Annotated in this window: 24 protein-coding genes, 1 tRNA gene and 1 pseudogene; 11 read left to right on the forward strand and 15 right to left on the reverse strand. The window is 71.3% G+C overall.

Annotated elements, in window-relative coordinates; all coding sequences use genetic code 11:
* Positions 1–23: 23 nt before the first annotated feature.
* From ABZ297_RS23455 to fxsA, 4 genes are all read right to left on the reverse strand, one after another.
* Positions 24–2,528: an FxsB family cyclophane-forming radical SAM/SPASM peptide maturase gene (locus ABZ297_RS23455; RefSeq protein ID WP_355349854.1), complete on the reverse strand. Its 2,505-nt coding sequence runs from the start codon at positions 2,526–2,528 to the stop codon at positions 24–26.
* 50 nt (positions 2,529–2,578) lie between these two features.
* Complete coding sequence (locus ABZ297_RS23460; RefSeq protein ID WP_355349857.1) at positions 2,579–4,228, reverse strand: hypothetical protein; 1,650 nt, start codon at positions 4,226–4,228, stop codon at positions 2,579–2,581.
* 10 nt (positions 4,229–4,238) lie between these two features.
* Positions 4,239–4,940, reverse strand: coding sequence for an SIR2 family protein (locus ABZ297_RS23465; RefSeq protein ID WP_355349860.1), 702 nt, complete (start codon positions 4,938–4,940; stop codon positions 4,239–4,241).
* 205 nt (positions 4,941–5,145) lie between these two features.
* On the reverse strand, positions 5,146–5,310 hold the full coding sequence (gene fxsA / locus ABZ297_RS23470) for an FxSxx-COOH cyclophane-containing RiPP peptide (RefSeq protein ID WP_350808563.1): 165 nt from the start codon (positions 5,308–5,310) through the stop codon (positions 5,146–5,148).
* 187 nt (positions 5,311–5,497) lie between these two features.
* Here fxsA and fxsT point away from each other — a divergent pair, with 187 nt between their 5' ends.
* The 3 genes from fxsT to ABZ297_RS23485 all read left to right on the forward strand — a co-directional run bounded on the left by fxsT (position 5,498) and on the right by ABZ297_RS23485 (position 9,434).
* Positions 5,498–7,993 carry an FxSxx-COOH system tetratricopeptide repeat protein gene (gene fxsT / locus ABZ297_RS23475; protein ID WP_355349864.1) on the forward strand — a complete coding sequence of 832 codons (2,496 nt, stop codon included), beginning with the start codon at positions 5,498–5,500 and terminating at the stop codon, positions 7,991–7,993.
* 21 nt (positions 7,994–8,014) lie between these two features.
* The gene (locus ABZ297_RS23480) at positions 8,015–8,530 is read left to right on the forward strand and encodes an N-acetyltransferase family protein (RefSeq protein WP_355349867.1); all 516 of its coding nucleotides are present in this window, start codon (positions 8,015–8,017) and stop codon (positions 8,528–8,530) included.
* 142 nt (positions 8,531–8,672) lie between these two features.
* Complete coding sequence (locus ABZ297_RS23485) at positions 8,673–9,434, forward strand: alpha/beta hydrolase (protein WP_355349870.1); 762 nt, start codon at positions 8,673–8,675, stop codon at positions 9,432–9,434.
* A gap of 14 nt (positions 9,435–9,448) precedes the next feature.
* Here ABZ297_RS23485 and ABZ297_RS23490 read toward each other — a convergent pair whose 3' ends face one another.
* The 5 genes from ABZ297_RS23490 to ABZ297_RS23510 form a co-directional block, all read right to left on the reverse strand.
* Entirely contained in the window at positions 9,449–10,366 is a 918-nt protein-coding gene (locus ABZ297_RS23490; RefSeq protein ID WP_355349873.1) for a 2'-5' RNA ligase family protein, read from the reverse strand.
* A gap of 130 nt (positions 10,367–10,496) precedes the next feature.
* Entirely contained in the window at positions 10,497–11,039 is a 543-nt protein-coding gene (locus ABZ297_RS23495) for an RNA 2'-phosphotransferase (protein WP_355349876.1), read from the reverse strand.
* 291 nt (positions 11,040–11,330) lie between these two features.
* A tRNA-Lys gene (locus ABZ297_RS23500) sits at positions 11,331–11,404 on the reverse strand.
* Positions 11,405–11,450: 46 nt separating this feature from the next.
* Positions 11,451–12,371, reverse strand: coding sequence for a nucleoside hydrolase (locus tag ABZ297_RS23505; RefSeq protein ID WP_355349879.1), 921 nt, complete (start codon positions 12,369–12,371; stop codon positions 11,451–11,453).
* 341 nt (positions 12,372–12,712) lie between these two features.
* The gene (locus ABZ297_RS23510) at positions 12,713–13,105 is read right to left on the reverse strand and encodes an OsmC family protein (RefSeq protein ID WP_355349882.1); all 393 of its coding nucleotides are present in this window, start codon (positions 13,103–13,105) and stop codon (positions 12,713–12,715) included.
* 52 nt (positions 13,106–13,157) lie between these two features.
* On the opposite strand from ABZ297_RS23510, the gene ABZ297_RS23515 reads away from it, so the two are divergent.
* Together ABZ297_RS23515 and ABZ297_RS23520 are read left to right on the forward strand one after the other, a co-directional pair.
* The gene (locus ABZ297_RS23515; protein WP_355349885.1) at positions 13,158–13,856 is read left to right on the forward strand and encodes a hypothetical protein; all 699 of its coding nucleotides are present in this window, start codon (positions 13,158–13,160) and stop codon (positions 13,854–13,856) included.
* A 106-nt stretch (positions 13,857–13,962) separates the two neighbouring features.
* Complete coding sequence (locus ABZ297_RS23520) at positions 13,963–14,730, forward strand: FAD:protein FMN transferase (RefSeq protein WP_355349888.1); 768 nt, start codon at positions 13,963–13,965, stop codon at positions 14,728–14,730.
* On the opposite strand, the gene ABZ297_RS23525 is transcribed toward ABZ297_RS23520, so the two are convergent.
* A complete protein-coding gene (locus ABZ297_RS23525; RefSeq protein ID WP_355349891.1) occupies positions 14,727–15,002 on the reverse strand; it encodes a hypothetical protein in 276 nt (91 codons plus the stop codon). The genes ABZ297_RS23520 and ABZ297_RS23525 overlap by 4 nt on opposite strands.
* A 121-nt stretch (positions 15,003–15,123) precedes the next feature.
* Here ABZ297_RS23525 and ABZ297_RS23530 point away from each other — a divergent pair, with 121 nt between their 5' ends.
* Both ABZ297_RS23530 and ABZ297_RS23535 read left to right on the forward strand, forming a co-directional pair.
* Positions 15,124–15,504, forward strand: a complete 381-nt coding sequence (locus tag ABZ297_RS23530; RefSeq protein WP_355349894.1) for a phage holin family protein — start codon at positions 15,124–15,126, stop codon at positions 15,502–15,504.
* Positions 15,505–15,510: 6 nt separating this feature from the next.
* Positions 15,511–16,842, forward strand: a complete 1,332-nt coding sequence (locus ABZ297_RS23535) for an aromatic amino acid ammonia-lyase (protein WP_355349897.1) — start codon at positions 15,511–15,513, stop codon at positions 16,840–16,842.
* 7 nt (positions 16,843–16,849) lie between these two features.
* Here the strand turns inward: ABZ297_RS23535 and ABZ297_RS23540 are convergent, their stop codons facing one another.
* Positions 16,850–17,692 (reverse strand): alpha/beta hydrolase, encoded by an 843-nt coding sequence (locus ABZ297_RS23540; protein WP_355349900.1) that lies wholly within the window; start codon positions 17,690–17,692, stop codon positions 16,850–16,852.
* Between the two features lie 65 nt (positions 17,693–17,757).
* On the opposite strand from ABZ297_RS23540, the gene ABZ297_RS23545 reads away from it, so the two are divergent.
* Positions 17,758–18,354 carry a TetR/AcrR family transcriptional regulator gene (locus tag ABZ297_RS23545; RefSeq protein WP_355349903.1) on the forward strand — a complete coding sequence of 199 codons (597 nt, stop codon included), beginning with the start codon at positions 17,758–17,760 and terminating at the stop codon, positions 18,352–18,354.
* Here ABZ297_RS23545 and ABZ297_RS23550 read toward each other — a convergent pair.
* Positions 18,320–19,309 (reverse strand): LacI family DNA-binding transcriptional regulator, encoded by a 990-nt coding sequence (locus ABZ297_RS23550; RefSeq protein WP_355349906.1) that lies wholly within the window; start codon positions 19,307–19,309, stop codon positions 18,320–18,322. The genes ABZ297_RS23545 and ABZ297_RS23550 overlap by 35 nt on opposite strands.
* A gap of 169 nt (positions 19,310–19,478) precedes the next feature.
* Here ABZ297_RS23550 and ABZ297_RS23555 point away from each other — a divergent pair, with 169 nt between their 5' ends.
* Positions 19,479–20,339, forward strand: a complete 861-nt coding sequence (locus ABZ297_RS23555; protein ID WP_355349909.1) for an amidohydrolase — start codon at positions 19,479–19,481, stop codon at positions 20,337–20,339.
* A complete protein-coding gene (locus tag ABZ297_RS23560; RefSeq protein ID WP_355349912.1) occupies positions 20,336–20,866 on the forward strand; it encodes a cysteine dioxygenase family protein in 531 nt (176 codons plus the stop codon). The genes ABZ297_RS23555 and ABZ297_RS23560 overlap by 4 nt, the downstream gene beginning before the upstream one ends.
* Here ABZ297_RS23560 and ABZ297_RS23565 read toward each other — a convergent pair.
* Positions 20,844–21,491 (reverse strand): (2Fe-2S)-binding protein, encoded by a 648-nt coding sequence (locus ABZ297_RS23565; RefSeq protein ID WP_355349916.1) that lies wholly within the window; start codon positions 21,489–21,491, stop codon positions 20,844–20,846. The two genes, ABZ297_RS23560 and ABZ297_RS23565, sit on opposite strands and share 23 nt — an antisense overlap.
* Positions 21,492–21,518: 27 nt before the next feature.
* Positions 21,519–22,691, reverse strand: a complete 1,173-nt coding sequence (locus tag ABZ297_RS23570) for an MFS transporter (protein WP_355349919.1) — start codon at positions 22,689–22,691, stop codon at positions 21,519–21,521.
* Positions 22,692–22,772: 81 nt separating this feature from the next.
* Here ABZ297_RS23570 and ABZ297_RS23575 point away from each other — a divergent pair, with 81 nt between their 5' ends.
* A complete protein-coding gene (locus tag ABZ297_RS23575) occupies positions 22,773–23,741 on the forward strand; it encodes a LacI family DNA-binding transcriptional regulator (RefSeq protein WP_355349922.1) in 969 nt (322 codons plus the stop codon).
* Here the strand turns inward: ABZ297_RS23575 and ABZ297_RS23580 are convergent.
* Positions 23,730–24,390 (reverse strand): annotated as a pseudogene (locus ABZ297_RS23580) (MFS transporter); the annotation flags it as partial. The gene ABZ297_RS23575 and the pseudogene ABZ297_RS23580 sit on opposite strands and share 12 nt — an antisense overlap.

The raw sequence follows: 24,390 nt of genomic DNA on the forward strand, positions 1-24,390 counted from the left end.
ATGATCTCTAGTCGGCGCCCCGGTCAGGACAGGTCGGCCGCGCTCCTGTTGTTGCGGGCCTGCCAGAGCGCGTGGTGACGCTCCGCCGCCTGCCTGGCCATGGCCGTCGCCTCGTCGGGGACCGGCTCGCCCGCCCAGGAGTCGAGCTGCTCGATCATCCGCCCGACGAACACCTCCCCCGGCTCCGTCAGGCCGCCGCTGCGCAGGATGGTGCCGCTGACCATGCGGGCGGCCTGCCGCCAGCGGGTGAACTCGCTGGACGCCCTGATCAGCGCGGCGCCGTCCTCGTGGCGCCGCTGCCGGCGCCAGAAGTCGGTGACGCCGAGATAGGCGTAGGCGCCCTGGAGCAGGCCGGGCACCGGACGCGGGTCGTCGCGCCACGGCGCGTAGTAGCGGGAGCCGTCGTCGGGCCTGGTCAGCGGGACGATGTCGAGCAGCGCCGACAGCTTGGCGTGCTGGGTCTCGTGCGCGAGCGTGACCGCCATCTCGTGCGCGTCGGGCGGCGTGGACAGCGCGATGCAGCCGAACGTCTCGCGCGAGGTGGCGCTCGACAGCCCCTGCGGCGGCGCGGCCAGCGGCGTGAGCACCCTGATGGCGGCGGCCACCTCCTGCGCGACCGTGCTGTGGTTGGCGACCAGCATGCCCCACGCCTCGTCGAGGAGGCCCTGCCAGACGTCGGCCTCCTCGCGGGTGAGCCGCCCGCGCAGGTTGGCCGAGCCGGGCATGCGGTGTGGGTCGAGGTCGTCGATGAGCACCCCGAAGCGCAGCCCGCCCGCCTCGGCCGTCAGCGACCGCAGCCCCTGCCACCCCGGCAGCTCGCTCGCCAGAACGTCGCCGACCTGCAGGAAGATCCCGTTCGCACTGACCTCGACGGCGTCGCCCGAGCAGTGGACGGTGGCCGTCGAGACCGTGGCGGGCAGCGTGATCTGCCCCAGCGAGGGCAGCGTGATCACGCCGTCGGCGGCCGGCACGTCCACCTCGCAGGTGAAACCCGCGCGGATGGCCGCCGCCGCGGCCAGCGCCGCCAGCTGCTCCGGCGCTTCCAGCGTGCGCACCGCGTGGCGGGCCCAGGCCCCGACCGACGGGTGGCGGACGACGGTGTCGACGGCCTCCGGGTGCCGGGACTCGATCGTGGCCAGCAGGTCGTAGGCGCGGCGCACCTCGGCCCAGCGCGGATGGCCGGCCCGGTGGGCGGCGTCGAGCACGCCCCTGACGAGCAGCAGGTGCTTGCTGCGTTCCGCGGCGACCAGCCGCTCCACCGCCTGCGCCCCTCCGCCGCCCGTGGCGAGCGCGGCGAACACGTCCGCCGGGACGCGGTGCTCGGTCAGGTTCATGCCCGGCTCCTTCACTCGGACCGCCAGATCGGCCTGGACGGCGCTGCCGATGTGCCTGATCAGGCGCAGCAGGTCAGGGCAGTAGACCGATGGGTTGCGGAACCCGGTCGCGGGGCGGTACCGGTGCGCGTACTGGCCCCCACCACAGATCATGCCGACAGGGCATACCGTACACGTCGGGGCCAGCGCGAGCGGGCCGATTTGCCGAGCGGCGGTCGACGGAAGGTGAAGCAGCTCATCGAAGCTGTCGTGCGTGACGTGCAGCCCGGTGCGGCCGGCGCCGTCGAAGGCCGACTTCAGGATGTCGGACTGCTCGATCTCGCCGTCGGTCTCGATCACCGCCATGGCGACCGGCGACAGGCCGACCTGCTCGCTGGCGGAGCTGCCGCCCAGCAGCAGGTGGATGATCTCGTCGAACAGCCGGACTCCGGCGGGCCTCGGGTCGGTGGCGTACCAGCGGTCGAAGATCGCGATCAGCCAGTCGGCGTACGGGGTGCCCTCCGCCCCCGCCTCGCGCCCCGGCGGCGGGGCCGCCCAGTTGCCGTGCGGGAGCAGGAAGTCGACGGTCGGCGGGGCGAAGGCGAGCAGCGCCTCGTAGGTCTCCAGCGGGTCGTTGCGCAGGTCGACGGTGCAGAGCAGGCCGCGGAACAGGTGCCGGTAGGCGGGCGCGGTGAGCCGTTCGAGCGCCGCGGCGACCTTCGCGTAGCTGCCGCGCCCGTCGGCGGTGCGCCTGGCCCGGTCGTGCGCGTCGCGCGCGCCGTCGAGGCTGACGCCCACGCCGACGCCGAGCCGGGCGAACAGCCGCAGGAACGCGTCGTCGAGCAGGGTCGCGTTGGTCTGCACCACGAAGTCGACGGGGACGGCGACGGCGGACCTGATCAGTTCCACGATCGCGCCCAGCTCGCCGGCCCCGGCCAGCAGCGGCTCACCGCCGTGCAGGACGACCTGGACGCCCGGGAGGCCGTGGGTGCGCGCGTGCTCGGCGATCCGGGCGGCGGTGGCCTCGGCCGTGGCGCGGGCCATCCGCTTGGGACGCGACCGCCAGCTCTGGTCGGCCATCTCGTACACGTAGCAGTACGAGCAGGCGAGATCACAGCGGCTGTGGACCTTCAGAACGAACTGTCTCAGCGGGGTCGGCTGCCAACCCCCGGCGAGCAAAGCATCGACGTCGAGGGTCGATGGCCACTCAGGCACCACGGAACAGCCTCCACGTTGAGACTCGTGACGGCCCAAGCATAGACCCGCTAATCGGTCTCCAGAAGCAGCTCCCTGGCCTGTCTCAGCAGGTGGGCCGGGAGCCTTTCGGCCACTCCTCTGACCACGGCGGCCGCCGCCCGCGGCGTGCCCGACCTGCGCAGCGCCTCGGCCAGCGCGAGCTGGGCGGTCATGTCGTTCGGCGCCCAGCTGAGCGCGGCGCTGATGCGCCGGATCGCCATGCTGTGGTCGCCCTGCGACAGCCACAGCTGCCCCTCCATGGTGAGCACCCTGGCCACCCCATCGAAGCGCCGCCACTTGGCGTACAGGTCGGCCGCCTGGGTGCAGTGGAGCAGCGCCGCCTCCACGTCGCCCTGGGCGGTGGCCACCTCGGCGAAGACCTCGGCCGCCTCGGCGCGCACCCACTCGTCGCCGTACGCGGAGGCCCGTACCGCCTCGTCGGCCAGCCGCTGCGCGGAGTCCCAGGCCCGCCTGGCCAGCGCCGCCCTGGCCTCGCGCAGGTAGACGGCGGGCGACTCGGAGCGCCTGACGGGGCTGATCAACCGGTCGTGCGCCAGCTCGTACCACCGGATGCCCAGCCGATGTTCGCCGCGCAGGACACGCCGGTCCTCCAACGCGCGGGCCACCGCGTTCGGCATGCCCTGCGTCAGCTCGAGCCCCTCGTAGACGGTGTTGCGGGTGCCGTGCTCGGTGATGAACGTGTTCCGCAGCCAGAACTGGATCTCCACGGACGACATCGCGAACTCCTCGGCCACGTCGTCGATCGCGCGCCTGCAGAACCCGGACAGCGCCTCCTCGATGTCGGAGTACTGGCGGGCGTGGTCGACGGTGATCTCGTGGACCTCCGGCGGCAGCGACTCCCAGAGCGCGGAGCAGACCACCTGGAGCTGCACCGGCTCCACGGTGTCGAGCTCGATCTTCGAGCTGACCCCGGCCTCGTCGGAGACCACGACGGTCCGCAGCCCGTCGACGATCAGCTCGGCGGCCTCGTGGCTGATCGTGCGCTCGGTGTGCTCCAACGGCTCGGTGACGGCCTCCAGGGCCGCGTCGCGGCTGAGCGGCTGCAGGTGGAACCTGGTCCGCGCGCCCTGCCCGAACGGCCGCTCGTAGGGCAGGATCATGAACAGGTACTCCTCGCGCATCGACAGCAGCAGGTGCAGCCCGGTGTGCTGCCGCACCGCGGTGGCGAGCTGGTCGAGGAAGTCGCGCCGCTCCTTCTCCCTGGCCGGGACGGTCTGGAACATCTCTTCCGCCTGGTCGATCGCGGCCAGGACGGGCACCGGGTCGTCGTACTCGTCCGTGCGCTCGGGGCGTCCTTCGAGGAACTCCGCGAGCGTCAGTTTCGCGAGGTCGCGCTCGTCGCGCTCGGGGGCCCACGCGGTCAGCAGCGCCATGACGTACGGGTTGCCGCGCCCGGTCGGGACGCGCATCCGCGGCGCGATCCGCGCGATCGGCAGCAGGTCGACCCGCCCGGGGTCGAGCCGGGGCAGCACGCCCGCGTTCAGCAGCGAGGTCTTGCCCACCCCCGAGGCGCCGTACAGGACCGTCAGCCCCACGGCCTGCCAGAGCGTGGCGATCTCCCTGGCCTCGTCGTCACGGCCGCGGAACAGCTCGCTCTCGTCGCGGTTGTAGGGGCGCAGCCCGACATAGGGGTGGGTGTGCGCACCGCTGACGGTCATGGCCAGGACCTCACATTCTGTCGAGAAGCTCCCTGAAGAAGTCCTCGGTGGTGCCTATGAAGATCGAGATGTTCCAGCCGTCGAGGTAGCGCTCCATGTAGTGCTGGGCCTTGGCCTGGGCATCGGGAACCTTCCCGTCGAGGTCGGGCATGAGCTGGACGCTCACGTGCCGTCGCTTCATGTTGGGCGGGATGGCCCGGATCAGGCCGTGGAACAGCACCCGGAAGTTCCAGTCCTGCAGGCTGTAGCCGACGAAGAGGAGTGGGCTGGCCGTCATCGCGCCGAGCACGCAGGTGGGCAGCGGCCGCCTGCTCTGCGAGGCCTGCCAGTCGACCATGTTGACCAGGTAGTTCAGGTAGTCGTCCTCGGTCAGGACGAGCGAGGCGGGGTCGTCCCAGCTGCCGTGTAAGTGGTAGACGAGCGGCTCGTCAGGAGTGGGGTCGAGGATCCGCGGCTCGTCGGCGTTGCCGTCCCACCAGGTGGAGGTGCTGGCGCGGGGGGACTTCTGCCCGCCTTGTGCACGGTTCAGCGCCTGCAGCATGAAGTTGTCATAGTTCGTGGTGAGAAATGTACTTATGGGGAATTCGGCTAAGATCTCATGCGGATCCGGCGCCGCCTCGGGCTTGGCGACGTACTGCTTCAGGTACGTACAGATCTCGTGTTTGAGATCTACCGAATCCTGTTCACCGACGGACGCGGCATATTGCGTCACTCGGGCGAGATTGTCGCGGTCGGCGAACGGGTAGTCATACAGGTCGGCGAAATGCCGGCTCAGCTGCCTGCCATTCGGAAGGCGGCCGAAACACGCACCGGCCCCGAGAAGCGGCGTGCAATCACCCCGACCGAGCTGCCTGACAAGTCGGTTCCAGTCCCCGTTGTTCACAGATCATCCCGGCGGTTCACCCAATAAGCCGTCCTTACATCGCGGATTGGAACCCGGCGACCGGACCGGAGTCCGTCTCGAGTACCCGCCGCAAAGCCGCGGCGAGCACGGACTCGCCGATCCCGTCGAGCGCGCGCAGGTCGAGATCCTGCACATCGACAAGACCACCACCGTACTCGGTCACTGAGTCCTCGCCCATAACTCTCTCCCTGGAGCCGTATGACCTGGAGACTTCCATCTTGGCATGATGCCCGATCAACGGCGACAGCAGTCTGCCTGGTTTGTTTATTCAACAGAAGGTCCTGAGGAGTCTAAGATGCTGCGAAAGACGACTGAGCTGGGGCGGTAGCGTGTCTGTGACGAGCTCTTCCCAGGATTCTGGGCGAGTGCCCTCAATATGGGGCAAAGTCCCGCAGCAGAACAAGAACTTCACCGGTCGCGAAGACCTCCTCGACAAGTTGCATTCCGGCCTCAGATCTGACGTCACCGCCGTCGTCCCGCACGCCCTGCACGGGCTGGGCGGTGTCGGCAAGACGCAGCTCGCCATCGAATACGCGCACCGCTTCAGGCACGAATACGACGTGGTGTGGTGGATTCCCGCCGACCAGTCGGTGCTCGTGAAGTCCTCGCTGGCCGGGCTCGCGCGCGAGCTGAACCTGCCCATCGCGGCCTCGGCGGGCGTCGACGAGGCGGTCGACGCCGTGCTCGACGCGCTGCGGCGCGGCGAGCCGTACAAGCGCTGGCTGCTCATCTTCGACAACGCCAACGAGCCGGAGGACGTCAACGCCGTCATCCCCCGCGGCTCCGGGCACGTCCTGCTCACCTCGCGCGACCAGGGCTGGCAGAGCGTCGTCGACACGATCGTCGTCGACGTGTTCCGGCGCGAGGAGAGCGTCGCGTTCCTGATGAAACGCGTCCCCAGGGGCATCACGGAGCCCGACGCGCACCGCCTCGCCGAGGCGCTCGGCGACCTGCCGCTGGCGCTCGAACACGCGGGCGCGCTCCAGGTCGAGACCGGCATGCCCGTCGACCAGTACCTGCGGCTGCTGGAGAACGAGACCACCCGGCTGCTGGGCACGAGCAAGCCGTCCGACTACCCGATGTCCATGACGGCGGCGTGGGCGCTGTCGGTGTCGCAGCTCATGGAGCGCTCGCCCGACGCGGTCGAGCTGCTGCGCTGCTGCGCGTTCTTCGGCCCCGAGCCGATTCCGCGCGACCTGCTCGACCGGCTCCCCGAAGACTTCGCGGGCGGGTCGAGGCTGGCCGGCATGCTGGGCGACCCGATCCGGATGATCCCCGCCATCCGCGAGCTCGGCCGGTACGCGCTCGTCCGCATCGACTCCGAGACGCGCACGATCACCGTGCACCGGCTCGTCCAGGCGCTGCTGCGCGACGAGCTGCCGGAGCCCGAGCGGGCCGCGTTCCGGCGCGAGGTGCACACCCTGCTCGCCGCCGCCGTGGCCGAGGAGAATCCCGACGACAACGCCGCATGGCCGCGCTACCAGGCGCTGCTCGGGCACATCAGCCCGTCTCGGGTCGTGCAGAGCGCCGACCCGCGCATCAGGCACTTCGCGCTGAACGTCGTCCGCTACCTGTACTCGTCCGGCGACTTCAGGTCCGCCCGGCAGCTGGTCGAGCAGTTCATCGAGCGCTGGCAGGCGGTCAGCGGCGACGACGACCAGTACGTCCTGTCGGCCCAGCGGCACCAGGCGATCGTCATCCGCGAGCTGGGCGAGATCCAGGAGTCGTACGAGCTGAACCAGCGCACCGCCGCCCGGATGCGGCAGGTCCTCGGCGAGGACCACGAGGAGACCCTGCTGCTCATCAACAGCCACGGCGCCGACCTGCGTTTCCGCGGCGAGTTCGCACTGGCCTTCGAGCACGACCAGGACTCCTTGCGCAGGCACCAGGCCAAGTTCGGCCCCACCCACCGGCGGACTCTCCGGGCGATGAACAACCTGGCCCTCGACTACCTGCTGCTCGGCGACTACGCCAAGGCCCGCGAGCTGCAGGCCGAGACGTTCATGTACCAGCGGCAGGCCGGGTCGGGGTCGAGCGCGCAGAACGTGCTGTCGTCCTGGAACGGGCTGGCCCGGATCGTCCGGCTCAACGGCGACTACCGCAGGGCCTGCGACATCGGCGAGGACGCCTTCGAGTACGGCGTGGAGCAGCTCAACTCCGAGCATCCGTGGACCCTCCGCGTCGCCAAGGACCTCTCGATCGCCCGCCGCCGCAACGGCCAGCTCGAGGAGGCGCTCGATCTGGCCGACCACACCTTCGACGCGCAGAAGCGGAACGGCGGCGTCAGCCACCCCGACACCCTCGCCGCCGCCCTCTGCCTGGCCAACGCCCAGCGCGCCGCCGGCCAGGTGACCGAGGCCCTCGAACTCCTGGAGGACATGACCCCCCGCTACCCGCAGATGTACGGCGACGACCACCCCTTCAAGTACGGCTGCGACACCAACCTGGCCCTGCTCCTGCGGGTGAACGGCCAGCTGGAGCGGGCCCTGGAGATCGACAGGCGGGCCCTGCGCGGCCTCGACGGCAGGCTGACCCGCGAGCACCACTACACGCTCACCTGCGCCATCAACCTGGCGAGCGACCTGGCGGCGCTCGGCGACACCGAGGAGGCCCGCGAGCTGGGCGCCAGCACGCTCGAAAGCCTGCGCAACGTCCTCGGCGCCGACCACCCGCTGACCCTGGCCGGGGCCGCCAACCTGGTGGTCGACCTCCTGGCGCTGGGCCGGGAGGAGGAGGCGCACCGGCTCCAGGCCGACACGCTCACCCGCTACGAACGCCAGCTCGGCACCGACCACCCCGACGTCAAGGTCGCCCGCGAGGCCCGTCGCCTCGACTTCGACTTCGACCCGCCGGTGCTCTGAGCGCGGCGCAAGGAGCCGTCCATGTCGTCTCCCGAGACGGTGGTCCGTCCCGTGACGGCCGCTGACCTGCCGGCCGTGGCCGCGATCTACGAGCACTATGTCGTCCACAGCGTCGCCACCTTCGAGGAGATCCCGCCCACCGTCGGCGACTGGCGGCGGCGGCTGGACGAGCTGACCGGCCGGGGCCTGCCGTTCCTGGTCGCGGCGGAGGGCGACGAGGTGGCCGGGTACGCGTACGCCGGGCCGTGGCGTCCCAGACCGGCCTACCGGCACACTGTCGAGGACACCATCTACCTCGCGCCCGGCCGCACCGGCCGCGGGCTGGGCAGGCTCCTGCTCGGCGCACTGCTGACCGACCTGGGGAAGACGGACGCGCGGCAGGTCATCGCGGTGATCGCCGACACCGGCAGCGGCGCCTCGGAGGCCCTGCACCGTCACTTCGGCTTCACCCCGGCAGGCCGCCTCACGGGTGTGGGGCACAAGCACGACCGGTGGATCGACACGTCCCTGATGCAACGCGACCTGACGACCACCTGATGGACCGGTGTGCCCGCGCCGATGCCGGTTCGGGTCTGATGCGCGGCCCCTTCAGCAGATATGGGCAGCCACGCGATTGCCCGCGAACCCCCTGGAGGTAGGGTGAGCGCCGTTTCCTGATCGCCAGGACCGGAGGGAAGAGATGACCGAGCACCAGTTGTGGCACGTGCCGACTCCGGCGACGCTTACCGCCTACCCGGTGGAGGGGGGCGGGCCCGCGATCGTGGTGCTGCCCGGCGGCGGGTACGCCAGGCAGGCCGACCACGAAGGGGAGTCGGTCGCCCGCTGGCTCAACACGCTCGGCATCGCCGCGTTCGTCCTGCGTTACCGGGTCGCGCCGCACCGCCATCCGCTGCCGCTGCTGGACGCCGCCAGGGCGATGCGGTTCGTCCGGCACCACGCGTCCGAGTGGGGAGTGGACCCGCTTCGCGTAGGCGTGCTCGGCTTCTCCGCCGGCGGCCACCTGGCCGGGCTGCTCGCCACCGAGACCGCCGCCATGCTGCCCGAAGGCCCCCACGACGACATCGACCGCCAGGACGCGCGGCCCGGTGTGGCCGTCCTGTGCTACCCGGTGGTCACGCTCAGCGGTGCGCCCGCCCACCAGGGGTCCGTCACGAACCTCCTCGGCCCGGAACCGGCGGGGGCGCAACTCGCGGAGCTGTCGCTCCAGCACCGGGCCGGCCCGGCCACCCCGCCCGTGTTCCTCTGGCACACCGCCGACGACGCCGTGGTCCCTGTCGACAACTCACTGCTCCTGGCCTCGGCACTGGCGGCCCACCAGGTCCCGGTCGAGCTGCACGTGTATCCGAACGGCAGGCACGGGCTGGGCCTGGCCGAGGCCGATCCAGCCGTCGGCGAGTGGACCACCGCCTGCGCCAGATTCCTCCGCACCCAGGGCTGGTGACCAGCTCCACGCTGCTAGAACTGTTCGAGGACGCGGAAGCGCTCCGTCACCACGAGCGTGTCGTCGTCGATCACCGGAGTGTGGCCGAGAAAGGCGGTCATCTCGGGGCCCTGCCAGAACCGCTCGTGCCCGGCCCGCCACTCGGCGGCCGTGGCGTATCCCTCGCCTTCGGCCTGGGCGAACGCGTCGTCGACGGCCCTGATGGGCAGCACCCGCACCTCGACCGACTCGATCAGCGCGACGGGCCGGCCGTTCGAGTCGAGGACCGCGGACCACTGCCCGGCCGACGGCAGCGGATCGCCGGAGTGCTCGTAGTCGGCCAGCAACCCCGTGGTCGCCGTCTTCTCGCCGCTCAGGATCGCCGCTACCAGCTTGTCGCGGAGCGGGCCGGGGAAGGCGAACTCCGTGGGCGGCAGTTCACCGAGTGGGAAGAACGCCTCCGCCCGCCAGGCCGTACCGTCGAAGACCAGCAGGGTCACGCCGGACACGCGTGCGGTGACCGGGAGCGTCAGGGCGGCCTCGATCGCCGCCAGTGTGTCCGCGTCGTCGGTGTCGGCGACCGTCAGGTGCGGGACGACCTCGTCGTACTTCCCGCCGTACGGCGGGGCTTCCGGCCAGCGCCGCACCACCATGTCGGTGAGCTCCCGTAGCGGGGTGTCGGGCTGGGGCGCGAGGTAGAGCAGGCCCGGGAACCGGGCGGTCCGCTCGAACCTGACGTCGAACGGTTCCCGTGCGGCGAACAGCTCTCGCAGGTCGGCCATGACCGCGTCGTCGAGCCGGTCGCGGTGCAGGAACGGGACGAGCACGGTGACATGGGCGCAGACGCCGTACGCGGCCGAGCGGTCGTAGCGCTCGCGCCACGACGCCACCACCGGCTCGGCGGCGGGAACGTTGACCACCAGCGCGGTCTCACCTACTGGATATGCACTCATCGAGACTCCTCGAGCGTGGAAACCCCGTCTTCAGGCGGGGAGGAGGTCAGGCGCCGACATTCCGCGCGACCACCCGGGTTCGGGCACAGGCGAGCGTTCCCAGCGGGTGAACGGCGCCTCGGGGCGCGGGTCAGCCCGGGAAGCGGATGTAGGCGGGCGGGACGTGGTCGGCCAGCCAGACGCCGTTGGCGCTGAGGTGGAACCGGTGCCCGGCCCGGTGCATCTCCCCGGCGTGCACCGCCAGGACGACCGGGGTGCCGCGGCGGGCTCCGACCCGGGTGGCGGTCTCGCGGTCCGGCGACAGGTGGACGTGGTGGCGGTTCATCGGCCGCAGCCCCTCCGCCCGGATCGCGGCCAGGCTTCTGGGCACGGTCCCGTGGTACAGATACTCCGGCGGGTCGGCGGGCGGCAACTCCAGGTCGACGCGGACCGAATGGCCCTGGCTGGCCCTGATCATCCCGTCCTCGATGACGTACCGGCGCTTGTCGTTGCCGGCGACGACCTGGTCCAGTTCGGCGCGGGAGATCGTGAACCCGTGCTCGGCCGCCGCCGCGAGCAGCGCCTCCACCTCCACCCAGCCGTGGGCGTCGAGGGTGATGCCGATCCGTTCCGGCTGGTGCCGCAGGTGCTTGGCCAGGTACTTGGAGATCCGCACCATCCGCCGCTCGTCCATCACACCCGCTCCACCGGAGATGCCAGCCCTTGGAGTAAGGGTAGCGCGGCCCCATAGGAATGCATCAGGATTTATCGCGAAACCTGCCTTGAGCTGCGCAGACACCATAGAGCCCGCATTCTTTCGGGCCGAACTTTCATGGACAACAGCTCGGATCAGTTATCGATAATGTCCACGTGAATGGAGCGCGTTGCGGAGACTGCGACCACACCTTTCCCGACGCCAACTGCTCTCCCGCAGCCGAAATAGAGAAAGCCCGGGCCGGGAGTACCGGCCTGGGCTTTCTGTCTGTGCGCCGCCAGGGACTCGAACCCCGGACCCGCTGATTAAGAGTCAGCTGCTCTAACCAACTGAGCTAGCGGCGCTTGCGACAGGAATAACTGTAGCAGCCACCGCACACTCCCTTGCACATCAGCCGAGACGCTCAGCCAGCTTCTCGTACGCCCCCAACACCAGCTCCCAGAAGCGTTCAACGTCCACGGAGGTCGCCACCAGGGCGTTCGGCCGGCCGCCGGGCACCTTGAAGTCCGTGACCGTCATGCCGGACGTGTACGTGCCGGTCGTCTCCACGTTGACCACCGCCGGGGCGCAGCCGAACAGCGTCGGGTCCATCACGTACGCCACCGCGCAGGCGTCGTGGATGGCCGGGCCGCTGTCCTCCGTGATCGTCCCGTAGAAGCCCGCCGCCGGGACCAGGAAGTCGGCGAGGCGGCCCAGCGGGCGCATGCGGTCCAGGACGGCGCGGGTGACCACGGCCTTCAGGGTCACGTCCAGGCCGAGCATCTTGACCGTCCAGCCGGCGTCGAAGGCGACCGCGGCCGCCTCGGGGTCGGCCAGCATGTTGAACTCGGCCGCCGGGTTGTGGTTGCCGCGGGTGTACGAGCCGCCCATGATGACGAAGTCGCGGGCCCACTCGACGATGCGGGGCTCGCGGCGCACGGCGAGGGCGATGTTCGTCAGCGGGCCCGTGGCCACGAGCGTGATCTCGCCGGGCGCGGCTCTGAGCGTGTTCACGATGAAGTCCACGGCGTGCCCGTCCGCGACGGGACGGACGGCGGGCGGCAGGACGGCCTCGCCGAGGCCGGAGACGCCGTGCACGTGCGCCGCCCGGACGGTCTGCCGGACCAGAGCGCCGGCGCTGCCGGGAGTGACCGGGACGTCGCCGAGGTCGAGGAACTCCCTGAGCGACAGCGCGTTCGCGGTGGTCAGCGCGAGGTCGACGTTGCCGCCGACGGTGGTGATGCCGACCAGCTCCAGGGAGGACCCGGCCAGGAGCGCCAGAGCCAGCGCGTCGTCGATGCCCGGATCGCAATCAATAAGGACCTTTGTCACGTAACCGAACAATACGCATGATTTGGAGCGAGAGTCCCCAGAACGGGTGAAAGCAGGGCTCACCCGAAGCGCCCCCGCGCCACCCCCACGAGAAGGTCCGGCGGTCTGGCGGTGGACATGAGTCAGGGCCGGGCAGTTCCCCCAAACCTGCCCGGCCCCGACCGACGGCGGTCCAGGCCGATGTCTTCCCCCAAAAACATCGGCGGCCCCGCACTGCAGACGACGGTCCCCCTCCGCGTCCGCTTCGACAAAGAGCTCATCGGTCTCTTGACCTGCTTCGACACTACCGAGAGGAATGCAACGGACGCGTCATAACCGGGTCGAATGTCGGCCTAATCCGGCTACGGAACCTCCAAACGGACCTCCGTCCCTTCCTGAAGGGACCGGCTGACCGTGCAGTACTTCTCATGGACGCGCTCCGCCACCGCCCTGAAGACCTCGTCGGCCTCCTCGGACGGGACCTCCACGTCGTAGGTCACGGTGACAGGCCCGAGCAGGTTCGGCTCGACCTTCTCCGACGCGACGGTCATCGCCAGGCGGACGAGCTGATGCCCGCGCTTTGCCGTGAGGGGTTCGACGGTCACGATGTTGCACCCGCCCACCGCCGCCAGCAACAGCTCGACCGGGGTGAAGACGCCGTCCTGGTCGCCGCCCCCGATCTGCACCTCCGCACCTCGGGCGTTGGTCGCCCGGAATCCGCCGTCTTCGGTCCGCTCAACACGCACGTTAGCCATGTTTCAGACCTTACTCAGACGGCTCTCATGTTCGGCACGCATCGTCGAAGGCATGGCTAGCGAGGCGAAGACGAATCAGTGGCCCATCCTCTTCTGGTGCGGCGTCGCGGTCGCGGAGTTCGGGGCGATCCAGCCGGGATTCGGTTACCCGTGGCGTCCCACGGCGTACGCCGTCGCGGCGCTGCTCGTCGTGCTCGGCCTGCTGTTGGTCAGGGCGGCGGACCTGTTCAGGTCCGAGCAGGCCAGGCAGCGGCTGCGGCTCGGCGGTTACCTCGCAGGCGGGCTGCTGCTCGCACACCAGTTCAGCTCGACCGCGTACGTGACCAGCCTCAGCCGCACCGGCTCCCTCCTTCTGTACGGCATGGCGGCCGTGATGGCCGTCTGGAGCCACACCGTCCCCGCCACGAGCGGCGCCCTGCTCGTCGCGACGGGCCTGGCCCCTGCGAGACTGCGGGAGCTGCTCGTCTCGCGCGAGGACCTGGTGGTCGTCTACCGCACCGACGCCGCCACCCCCGAGCTGCGCGAGCTGGCGGCCAGGCACGGTCTGGTGCTGGTCGTCGGCCAGGAGCACGACCCTCGGGCCAAGGAACGGCTGAGCGCGTCGGGCCTGCGCAGGCAGGTTCCCGACATCGCCCGGCGCGAGGTGCTGGTCGCGGGGCCGCGGCCGTTCCGGCGGTACGTCCGTGGAGCCTTGTCGCGACTCTCCGTGCCCGCCACGCAGATTCATACCAAACCTGTACAAAAACTTTAACCTATCGTTACCTTAGTCTCCTGTTCCATGACAACCCAGGACAAAGGGTTTAACCCGCCATTACGCGGCCCGTGGGACGGTGGCTGCGGAAGAGGAGGCAAAGGTGATGACTTTCCCCGGAAGCGCCCGTGTGGAGATGGTCATGGGCAGGCCCGTAAGCGTGGACATCCGCACGGCCCTGCCGCCCCGGGAGCTGACCCCCCTGCTCGACAACGCCTTCGCCTGGCTGCGCTGGGTGGACGCCACCTTCAACCCGAGCAGGGAGAACAGCCAGATCGCACGCCTCAACCGGGGCCAGACCATCGAGCAGATCCCCGAGCTCATCGAGGTGCTGCACCGCTGCGACGAGCTGAGCGTCGCCACGGGCGGCTGGTTCGAGGCGCGGATCGGCGGCGTCATCGATCCGTCGGGCTACATCAAGGGGTGGGCGCTGGAACGGCTGTCGCGCGCGCTCACCCAAGCCGGGGCCGTCGACCACCGGATCAACGCAGGCGGCGACATCAGGGTGCGCGGCTCGGCCACTCCGGGCAAGCGCTGGCGGGTCGGCGTCCGCGACCCGCGCACCGGCCTGGTGCGCAAGGTCGTCTTCGGCCACGACCTGGGCATCGCCACCTCGGGTGACGCGAAGATCGTGGACCCGCGCACCGGCGAGCTCCAGGACGCGCTGAGCTCGGTCACCGTGATCGGCCCCGACCTGGGCATCGCCGACGCCTACGCGACAGCCGTCTACGCCATGGGCCCGGCCCTGGGCAGGCGCTTCGCCATGGAGTTGACGGAACCGTACGAGACACTGATCGTCGGCCGGGACGGACAGGAGTTCAGCACGCCAGGTTTCGCGATGTACGGCGGGGCGGAGGCCCGCCTGGCGGGTTAGGCGTCAGGGTGCTTGCTCAGATACTCGATGTAGATGGGGCGCAGGGCCTCACCGAGATCGCCCTCGCCGGCGGCGATGGCGTCGCTGAGCAGCGCGGACACGCGGGTCAGGTCGTTCGCCGTCTCTGTGTCGTGACCGCTCGCGGCCTCGGCGGCCGGGATCACCTTCAGCAGATTCCACAGGAACCCGAAGTCCCCGTGGTGCACGGCGTAGCGCACCGCCCGGTCGTGCAGTTCGCTCGCCGGCAGCGACTCGAACTCCTTGGCGTCCATCGCACTTCCTCCTTGCACCCCTGTTCCCTCAATACCGCCCCAGATAACGCCAGAACGATCCCTCTTCCCGGGCACCGCACCCCTACCGGAACCCCGAGCGGTAATGGGAGTATCAAGCAGCGTGAGATTCATCATCAGATTGCTGGCGGCTGCGGTCGCCCTGTGGGTGGCCATCCAGTTCGTCCCCGGCATCGCCGTCAACACCGCCCAGAACTCCCCCAAGTACTGGGGCACGCTGCTCATCGTGGCGCTGATCTTCGGTGTCATCAACGCCATCGTGAAGCCGATCGTCAAGACCCTCGGCTGTGCGCTCATCGTCCTCACGCTCGGCCTGTTCCTCCTTGTGATCAACGCGGCCATGCTGCTGTTGACGAGCTGGATCGCCGGCCAGTTCAGCGTCCCCTTCCGTGTCGACAACTTCTACCCTGCCGCCTTCTGGGGCGCGATCATCATCAGCGTGGTGAGCTGGCTGCTGGGCCTGTTCATCCCCGACAACGACTGAACACTCATGAAGCTCGACGGCGCCGGCCTGACATGCGCGCAGATCCACGAGGTCGGTTACGACGATGCCCGGGTCACGATCTCGTCCCTGGATCGGGCCCGGGCGGCGTGGGGCGCGGCCCAGGAGCTGAGGGGCCCCGTGTACGGGCAGAGCACCGGGGTCGGCGCCAACAAGGACACCGACGTCGAGGACGGCGGGTTCGATCTGCTGCGCAGCCACGCGGGCGGCGCGGGCGCGCCGGTCGAACCCGGGCGCGCCAGGGCGATGCTGGTCGTCCGGCTGAACCAGCTCCTCGCGGGCGGCTCCGGCGTGGACCCGGGCGTGCTGCCCGTCCTCGCCGACGCCATCAACGGCGGCTTCACCCCGCCGATCAGGACGTACGGCGCGATCGGCACAGGCGACCTCACCGCCCTGGCCACCACGGCGCTGTGCCTGCTCGGCGAGCTGCCCTGGAACGCGCCGTCGCCGGGTGCGGCCGGGCCGCGGTACCCGCTGGCCTCCCGCGACGCGCTGCCCTTCATCAGCTCGGGCGCCGCGACGCTGGCCGACTCGGCGCTGGCCTGCCACCGGCTGCGCAGGTTGCTGGAGGCGGCGGTGGACGTCGCCGCGTTCAGCTTCGCGGCCGTCGACGCGTCAGCGGAGCCGCTGGCCGCGGTCGTCCAGGAGGCGCGTCCGCACTCCGGGCAGGCTGCCACGGCGGCCCGGCTGCGCGGCCTGATCGCGCACGAGCCGTCCCCGCGCGTCCAGGACCCGTACGGCTACCGCGCGTTCGCCCAGGTGCACGGCGCGGCGCTGGACACCCTCGACCGGGCGCGCGACGTGGTCGAGACCGACGTGAACGCCGCCACCGAGAACCCGCTCATCGCCGATGGGCTGGCCTGGCACAACGGCAACTTCCACGCGGCGCCGGTGGCGCTCGCACTCGACGCGCTGCGTGCGGCGCTGGCGCAGACGGCCCAGCTCAGCACGGCCCGGCTGGCCACGCTCATGGAGCCGTCGTACACCGGGCTGCTGCCGTTCCTGGCGGCCAGTCCTGGCGGGTCGGGGGCGATGATCCTGGAGTACGTCGCCCAGGACGCGCTCGCCGAGCTGCGCCACCTCGCCGCGCCGGTCACGACCGGTACGGCCGTGATCTCCCGGGGCACCGAGGACCACGCGAGCTTCGCCACCCAGGCCGCCAGGTACGCGCTGCGCTGCCTGGAGCCGCTGGAGATCGTGCTGGCCTGCGAGCGGGTGGCCGCCACCCGCGCCCTGTACCACCGCCGCCAGATCTCGACCCCGGACCGGGTGCTCACGTCCGACATCGAGGACGCCCGCCGCGCCCTCACCTCTTCCTGAGAGGGGGTCACCGCGGCGGGGTCTGCATGAACGTGCGGATGGCCGCCGCCAGCGCCTCGGGCCGGTCCTCCGGGATCAGCGTGTAGCTGTCGTCGATCTCCACCAGCCTGGCGTCGGGGAACAGCTCGGCGAGCCTGCGACCGTGGTCGCGGGGCATCAGCCGGTCCTCGGTCGCCCAGGCGACCAGGACGGGGCCGTCGAACGTGCGCATCCGTTCCGCCCAGTCGAGCAGCACGGCCTTCGGCGGGGTGGAGCGGGCGTACTTGCCCAGGTCCCGGCGGATCGCCCGCTGGGTCGTCGCCGGCCGGAACCAGCCGTCCATGACGTCGTCGGGGACGGGCCGCTTGCTCATCCACCCCCAACTGCCCGGCGCGCGGCGCATGGCGCGCAGGCGGAGCAGCTGCATGGTCAGCCAGAGCCCGCCCGGGATGCTCGCGGCCGCGGCAATGGCCCGCCCCGACAACCCCGGCGGGTAGTTGTCGAACGCCTCGCAGGCGGTGAGCACCAGGCGGCTCACCCGCTCGGCCCCGCCCTCGGCGATGAGCACCTGCCCGCCGCCCCAGTCGTTGAGCACCAGGGTCACCTCGCGCAGGTCGAGCCGCTCCAGGAACTCCCCCATGAGCAGCGCGAGCCCGCGCAGCGACAGGTCCGCGTCGGCGCGCATGGGACGCCGGTGGCTGCCCAGCGGCAGCGTCGGCAGCACGCACCGGTACGCGCCCGACAGCTCGGGCAGCACCTTCCGCCACACCGTGGAGTCGATGGTCAGCCCGTGCAGGAAGACGAGGACGGGCCCGTCGCCTCCGGTGTCCTGGTACTCGACGACCCCCGCGCTCAGCTCGATCTCGGGCACGCCCGCCTCCACTCTTGATAGATCGCTCTAGCGATAGAGTAGCGGCCACCAACGAAGGGGGACGGATGCCACCGACCAAGGACCGCATCATGGACGCCAGCGCCGGGCTGTTCAGGCGACAGGGGTACACCGGCACCGGGCTCAAGCAGATCGTGGCCGAGGCGGGCGCCCCCTTCGGCTCGATCTACCACTTCTTCCCCGGCGGCAAGGAGCAGCTCGGCGCGGAGGTCGTCCGCCGCTCGGGCGCCCTGTACGGGCAGCTGTTCGCCGCCGTCATGGACGCGGCCCCCGACCCCGTGACGGGGGTCCGCGACTTCTTCGCCGGAGCGGCCCGGACCCTCGTGGAGACCGGCTACGCCGACGCCTGCCCGATCGCCACCGTGGCCCTGGAGGTGGCGAGCACCAACGAGCCGCTGCGCCAGGCCACGGCGGAGGTCTTCACCGACTGGATCACCACCGGCACCGCCTTCTTCGCCAGGGCCGGGGCCCCGCAGCGGGAGGCGCGCGAGCTGGTGGTCGCGATGCTGGCCGCGCTGGAGGGCGCGTTCGTGCTGAGCAGGGCGCTGCGCAGCACCGAGCCCCTGGAGATCGCCGGAGAGACGATCGCCGCCAGGGCCGCCGGGCTGCTCACCTCAGATCGGCGACCGAACCGCGCTCCCTGAGGGTCGGCTGCTGGACGACCCGGCGGCGCCGGGCGCCCCCGTCGGCGGCGGCCGACACCAGCCGGACCGCGGCCTTGACGATGCCGTCGATGTTCCAGTCGACCGTGGTCAGCCCGGGAGTGAGCAGGCCGGACATGGGGTGGTCGTCGTACCCCATGACCGAGATGTCGCCGGGGATCGACAGGCCGAGCTCGCGGGCCGCCGCGTAGACCCCGTAGGCGATCGAGTCGGCGAAGCAGAACACCGCCGTGGGCGCGCCCTCGCGCAGCACGTGGTGCGCGGCGTCGGTGGCGACGGTCAGGTCGTGCAGGGCGGTGACCACCTCGATGTCGAGCCCCAGCCGGTCGGCCTCGGCCGTGACGTGCACGTCGGCCGGGCGGTCGGGGGTGCTGACCATGGTCGGGGTCAGCACGGTGACGCGGCGGTGGCCGAGGTCGCGCAGATGCTCGAGGGCGAGGGTGACGCCGCGCCGGTTGTCGAAGACGACCTCGCCCGCCGTGCCCGCCAGCGAGTCGCCGATGGACACCACCGGCAGCGACTCGCACAGCTCCGGCCAGAACGGCGCGGCGGGGTCGACCGGCTGCACGATCATGCCGTCGACCCGCTGGTCGCGCAGCTGCTGGGCCAGGGCGCGCTCACGGGCGGGATCGCCGACCGCGTCGAGGATCAGCGCGTAACGGTCCTTCTCCCGCAGGCCCCTGCTGATGCCGACGGCCAGCGACTGCTGCCACAGGTCTTCCAGCGAGCCGCAGAGCAGGCCGATCATGCCGGTGCGCCCGCTGGCCAGGGCCCTGGCGATGGGGTCGGCCTCGTACCCCAGCTCGGCCGCCGCGGCGCGGACCCGTTCCATCGTCTCCTCCGACACCTGCAGGCCGCGCAGCGCGTAGGAGACGGCGGCTGGCGACAGGCCGGTCGCCTGGGCCACTTCCCGGATGGTCGCTCTCTTGCGAGGCATCCTGCCAGCTTATTGCGTGCCACCGACAGAAGGCCGCAGCTCCATTGACAACATGGAGGTGAAGCGGTTCACTGAACCGTATCACTGAATCGCTTCACCAACGGTCCGAGCGTTTCAGGCGATCTGTTAACCTATTATGCCAGTAGGAAATACAGGGAGGTGAGCGGCCGTGACGATCGATGTCCATCAGCATCTGTGGACGTCCGGGTTCGTGAACGCGTTGCGCGGCCGCACGTCCCCGCCCCGCCTCGACGGCTGGACGCTGATCCTCGACGGGGAGCCGCCCTACCAGGTGAACCCGGCCGACCACGACGAGCGCGACACCACCGGCCTCGAACTGGCGCTGGTCTCGCTGTCGAGCCCGCTCGGCATCGAGTTCCTGCCACCGGAGGAGTCCTGGCCGCTGCTCGACGCGTACCACGAGGGCGCGCTCGGCCTGCCTGAACCGTTCCGGGCGTGGGCCTCGACCTGCCACAGCGAGGTCGACCCCGACCGGCTGGCCAAGGACCTCGACCGGGGCTTCGCCGGCCTGCAGATCCCGGCGACCGCGGTGCCCGACGACCGGCTCCTGGAGGTGCTCACCGACAGGGACCTGCCGCTGTTCGTCCACCCGGGGCCGGCCGCGAGCGCGCCCGGCACTCCCGCCTGGTGGCCCGCGCTGGTGCCGTACGTCCAGCAGATGCACGCCTCCTGGCACTACTTCCACGCCGTCGTCAGGCCCAGGCACCCGAGGCTGCGCGTGTGCTTCGCGCTGCTCGCCGGGCTGGCTCCGCTGCACTCGGAGCGGCTGATCGCCAGGGGCGGCACCGGCCGCGGCCTGGTCGACCCCGGCTTCTACGTGGAGACCTCCTCCTACGGCCCGCGGGCGATCGACGCGATCGTCCGCGAACTCGGCATCGACGTCGTCGTCAACGGCTCCGACGCCCCTTACGCCGTCGCACCCGACCCGGGGCTGGGCGAGGCCGCCGGCCACGCCATCCGGGTCACCAACCCCCGTCGTCTACTCAGCAGAAAGGAGACTCGTACATGAGCGCCACCCACATCCAGGACGGGGGCACCTGCGCCCGGCTCCCCGAGCGCACGCTCGACCGCCGCGAGCTGCGCGCCCTGGTGAACGATCTGGCCGCCAACCCGGCGGAGTGGCAGAACCAGGTGGACTTCCCCGCCGAGGGGGGCCGCCACTACGCCTCGCTCTACCGTGACGCGTACGTGGACGTGTGGCTGCTCTGCTGGCGTCCCGAGGACGACACGGGCTGGCACGACCACGACATCTCCTCGGGCGCCGTCCACGTGGTGCAGGGCGCGCTGCGGGAGTGCAACCCGCGCATCGGCGGCGAGCATCTGGAGACCGTGGTCTCGGAGGGCCAGTCGTTCTCGTTCGGCCCCGACCACATCCACCGGCTCACCGGCGCCGTGGACAGCAGCGTCTCGATCCACGCCTACTCGCCGCCGCTGTGGCGGCTCGGCCAGTACTCCATCGACGACACGGGCGTGATGCGCCGCGTCTCGGTGAGCTACGCCGACGAGCTGCGCCCTATGGACGACGCGGTGGCCTGAGGACGCAGCAGGTTCCGCACGGCTCCACGCCGGGCAGCGTGATCCACAGGCAGCAGGTCCTGCGGAAGAACCCGTCGGGTGCGGGCTCGATCAGCCCGTCGACGGGCGGGCCGAGCTCGCGCAGCAGCGCCATGTAGTCGGCGGGCACGATGTGGGTCAGCGGGTGGGCGAACGCCTCGGCCGTCGAGCCCCAGAGGATCCGCTCGCCCACCTTGGCCAGCCGGCTGATCGCCGTGACCAGCGGCTGCTGCGACTCGGCCAGCGCGCCCCTGATCGCCGCGGCGCCGGACGCCCAGCTCACGCCGGACGCGCCGATCGTCACTCCGGCCTCCGACTCCTTGAAGTACGTCTCGGCCGGCCGCATCAGCGGGACGCGGCCGTCGAGGGCCCAGCCGAGCGCCAGCGGCATCGTGTGCCAGTACCCGTAGGTCTTCCAGAACAGCGCCGCGCCGACGTGGCGCGGCGCGTTCCACCGCGCCGCCGTCTTGTCGACCAGCTCGGTCAGCAGCCCTGACGGCTCCCGCAGCAGCTCGGACGCGGGAGTCCAGCTCTCGTCGGGCTCGATGACCAGGCGCGGCACGATCCCGAGCACCCCGCCACGTGCGGCGGCCAAGCGTTCGAGCACCTCGGTCAGCACACCGGAAGCCCTTCTCTATAGGTTAGCCTTACCTAAAGTAGCAGGGCGTCCAGCGAACCAGCCAGCCACGAGCTGCACGCCCAGCACGGCCATCCCGGCCACCAGCGGCGCCGTCCAACCGCCGGAGATCTGCCGGAGGAGCCCGAACAGCAGCGGCCCCAGCGCCGCCACCACGTACCCGACCGACTGGGCCACGGCCGACAGCGCGGTCACCGAGGCCGGGTCGGGCGCGCGCAGCGCGATCAGCAGCAGCGCCAGCGCGAACGACGCCCCCTGCCCTACCCCCAATACCACCATCCACAGCCAGGGCGCGCTCGCCGGGGCCAGCAGCACGCCCAGGTACCCGGCGACGGTCAGCGCCCCCGCGCCCATCAGGTACGGGACCTGCGACGCGCGCCGCCCGGCCAGCACCGGCACCGCCAGGGTGGCGCCCACCTGGACCAGGTTCGTCAGGCTGAGCAGGTAGCCCGCCTGGTCGGCGGGCAGGCCCGCGTCCAGGAAGATCGTCGGCAGCCAGGCCAGCATGACGTAGAAGGTGAACGACTGCAGGCCCATCAGCGCGGTGACGTACCAGGTCACGCGGCTGCGCAGGACGGCGCCGAAGGGGCGCGGCCCGTTCGGCGGCCCGCCCTGTTTCCCGAGCGCCTGCGGCAGCCACAGCAGTGCGGCCGCCAGCGCCGGGACGGCCATCAGCGCCGACATGCCCCGCCACCCGTACCCGGTGACCCGCTCCAGCGGGATGACCAGCGCGGACGCCGTCGCCGCCCCCGCCACCACGGCCGAGCTGTAGACGCCGGTCATCAGGTTCACCCGTGACGGGAAGTGCTGCTTGACGATGCCGGGCATGGCGACGTTCATCACCGCGATGGCCGTGGCGGCGATCGCGGAGCCCGCGTAGAGCGCGGGCGCGCCGTCGAGGGCGCGCAGCACCACGCCGAGGGCCACCACGAGCAGCCCGGCCAGCAGCGTGCGGTCGAGCCCGACACGGCGCGCGAGCAGCGGCGCGAGCGGCCCGAACACGCCCAGGCAGACCACCATGACGGTGGTGATCGCGCCGCCGGCGGCGGGGGTGAGGCCGGCGTCCTGCATGATCTCGTCGAGCAGCGGGGAGACGCCCGCGATCGCCGGGCGCAGGTTCAGCGCCGCCAGCACGAAACCGGCGACGAGCAAGGCGGATCTCAGCGACATAGGTCACCCACTCTCGCACAACGTGCTGACAACGTTGTCCACGCGTCCTACTTGGGAAATGATCCAGGAGTGAGACCGACGATGAAGGACGTCGCCTCGGCCGCGGGAGTGGCGCTCAAGACCGTCTCCCGGGTCGTCAACGGCGAACCCGGCGTCAACCCGGCGACCGCCGAACGGGTGCGCGTCGCGATCGAGCGCCTCGGCTACAGCCGCAACGAGAGCGCCCGCGTGCTGCGCAGAGGCACGACCTCGACTGTCGGCCTGGTCATCGAGGACGTCGCCGACCCGTTCTACTCCAGCCTCAGCCGCGCCGTCGAGGACGTCGTGGTGGGCCACGGCTGCCTGCTGCTCAGCGGGTCGTCGGGCGAGGAGCCCGCCAGGGAGCGGGAGCTGGTACGCACCTTCTGCGCCCGCCGGGTGGACGGGCTCATCGTGGTGCCCGCCGGTGACGACCACTCCTACCTGCGCCCCGAGCTGGACGCGGGCACGCCCGCGGTCTTCGCCGACCGCCCGCCCGGCCCCGGCCTGGACGTCGACACCGTCCTCAGCGACAACGCGGGCGGCGCGGCGCTCGCCACCCGCCACCTCCTCGCCCACGGCCACCGCCGGATCGCCCTTCTGGCGGACCAGCCCTCGATCTTCACCGCCGCCCAGCGGCTCGAAGGCTACCGGCGCGCCCTCGGCGTCCTGTACGACGATCGGCTGGTGGCCATGCGAGCCCCTTCACCGGAGGCCGTCCGCGCGGACCTGGAGCGCATGCTCGCCCTCGACGACCCGCCCACCGCCCTGTTCACCGGCAACGGCCGCCTCACGGTGACGGCCCTGCGCGCCCTGGCGGGACATCGGATGGCCCTGGTCGGGTTCGACGACTTCGAGCTTGCCGACCTGCTGTCGCCGGGTGTCACGGTGGTGGCGCAGGACCCGGCCGGCATGGGCCGGACGGCGGCGGAGATCCTCTTCCGCCGGCTGTCGGGCGACACCGGACCGGCGAGCCACGTCCGGCTTCCGGTGGCCCTCGTCCCTCGCGGCTCCGGCGAGCTACCTCCCTGACGGCCCGCTCGACTCGCCGGCCAACGCCAGGGCCGGCTCCGGGCGGAGGTGGCGGTGGAGGGCCAGGGCGACGAGGATGCCGGCGACACCCGTCGCGGCGATGGCCGTCCGGGCGCCTGCCATCTCCCCGAGGGCGCCGATCAGCGCCGCCCCGACGGCCTGGCCGGTCATCAGCCCCGCCGACTGCAGCCCGAACGCCTGCCCGCGCACCTCCTCGGGCACCGCCTCCAGGAAGCGCCGCTGCAGACCCAGCTGGTAGGACAGCCCGGCGGCGGCGACCGCCGCGAGCACCGCCGCCCACCCCACGCCCGGCCCCATCAGGAAGCCCGGCCACGGCAGGCCGATCAGCACCGCGAGCGGCAGCGACAGCCGTTCCCTGAGCGCCGGGGCCGCGAACCTGCCCACCGCGAACTCCCCGGCCGCCATCCCGCCGGCGGCCGACGCCAGCACCACGCCCGCCTGCCCCTGACCGCCGAGATACGGCACGATCATCGCCTCCGCCCCCGCCAGGCACATCGACGGCAACCAGCCGGCCAGCAGCAGTCCCCGCACCCGCCGATCCCGGAGCAGCCGCCCGTTCACCCGCATGGTCGCCCGCACCGCGCTGCCCTCGGCCACGGTCGACGGGCCGCGGGCCGGGCGGGCGGGG

The sequence above is a fragment of the Nonomuraea sp. NPDC005983 genome (assembly GCF_040614375.1).
In the GTDB taxonomy this organism is placed as follows: domain Bacteria; phylum Actinomycetota; class Actinomycetes; order Streptosporangiales; family Streptosporangiaceae; genus Nonomuraea.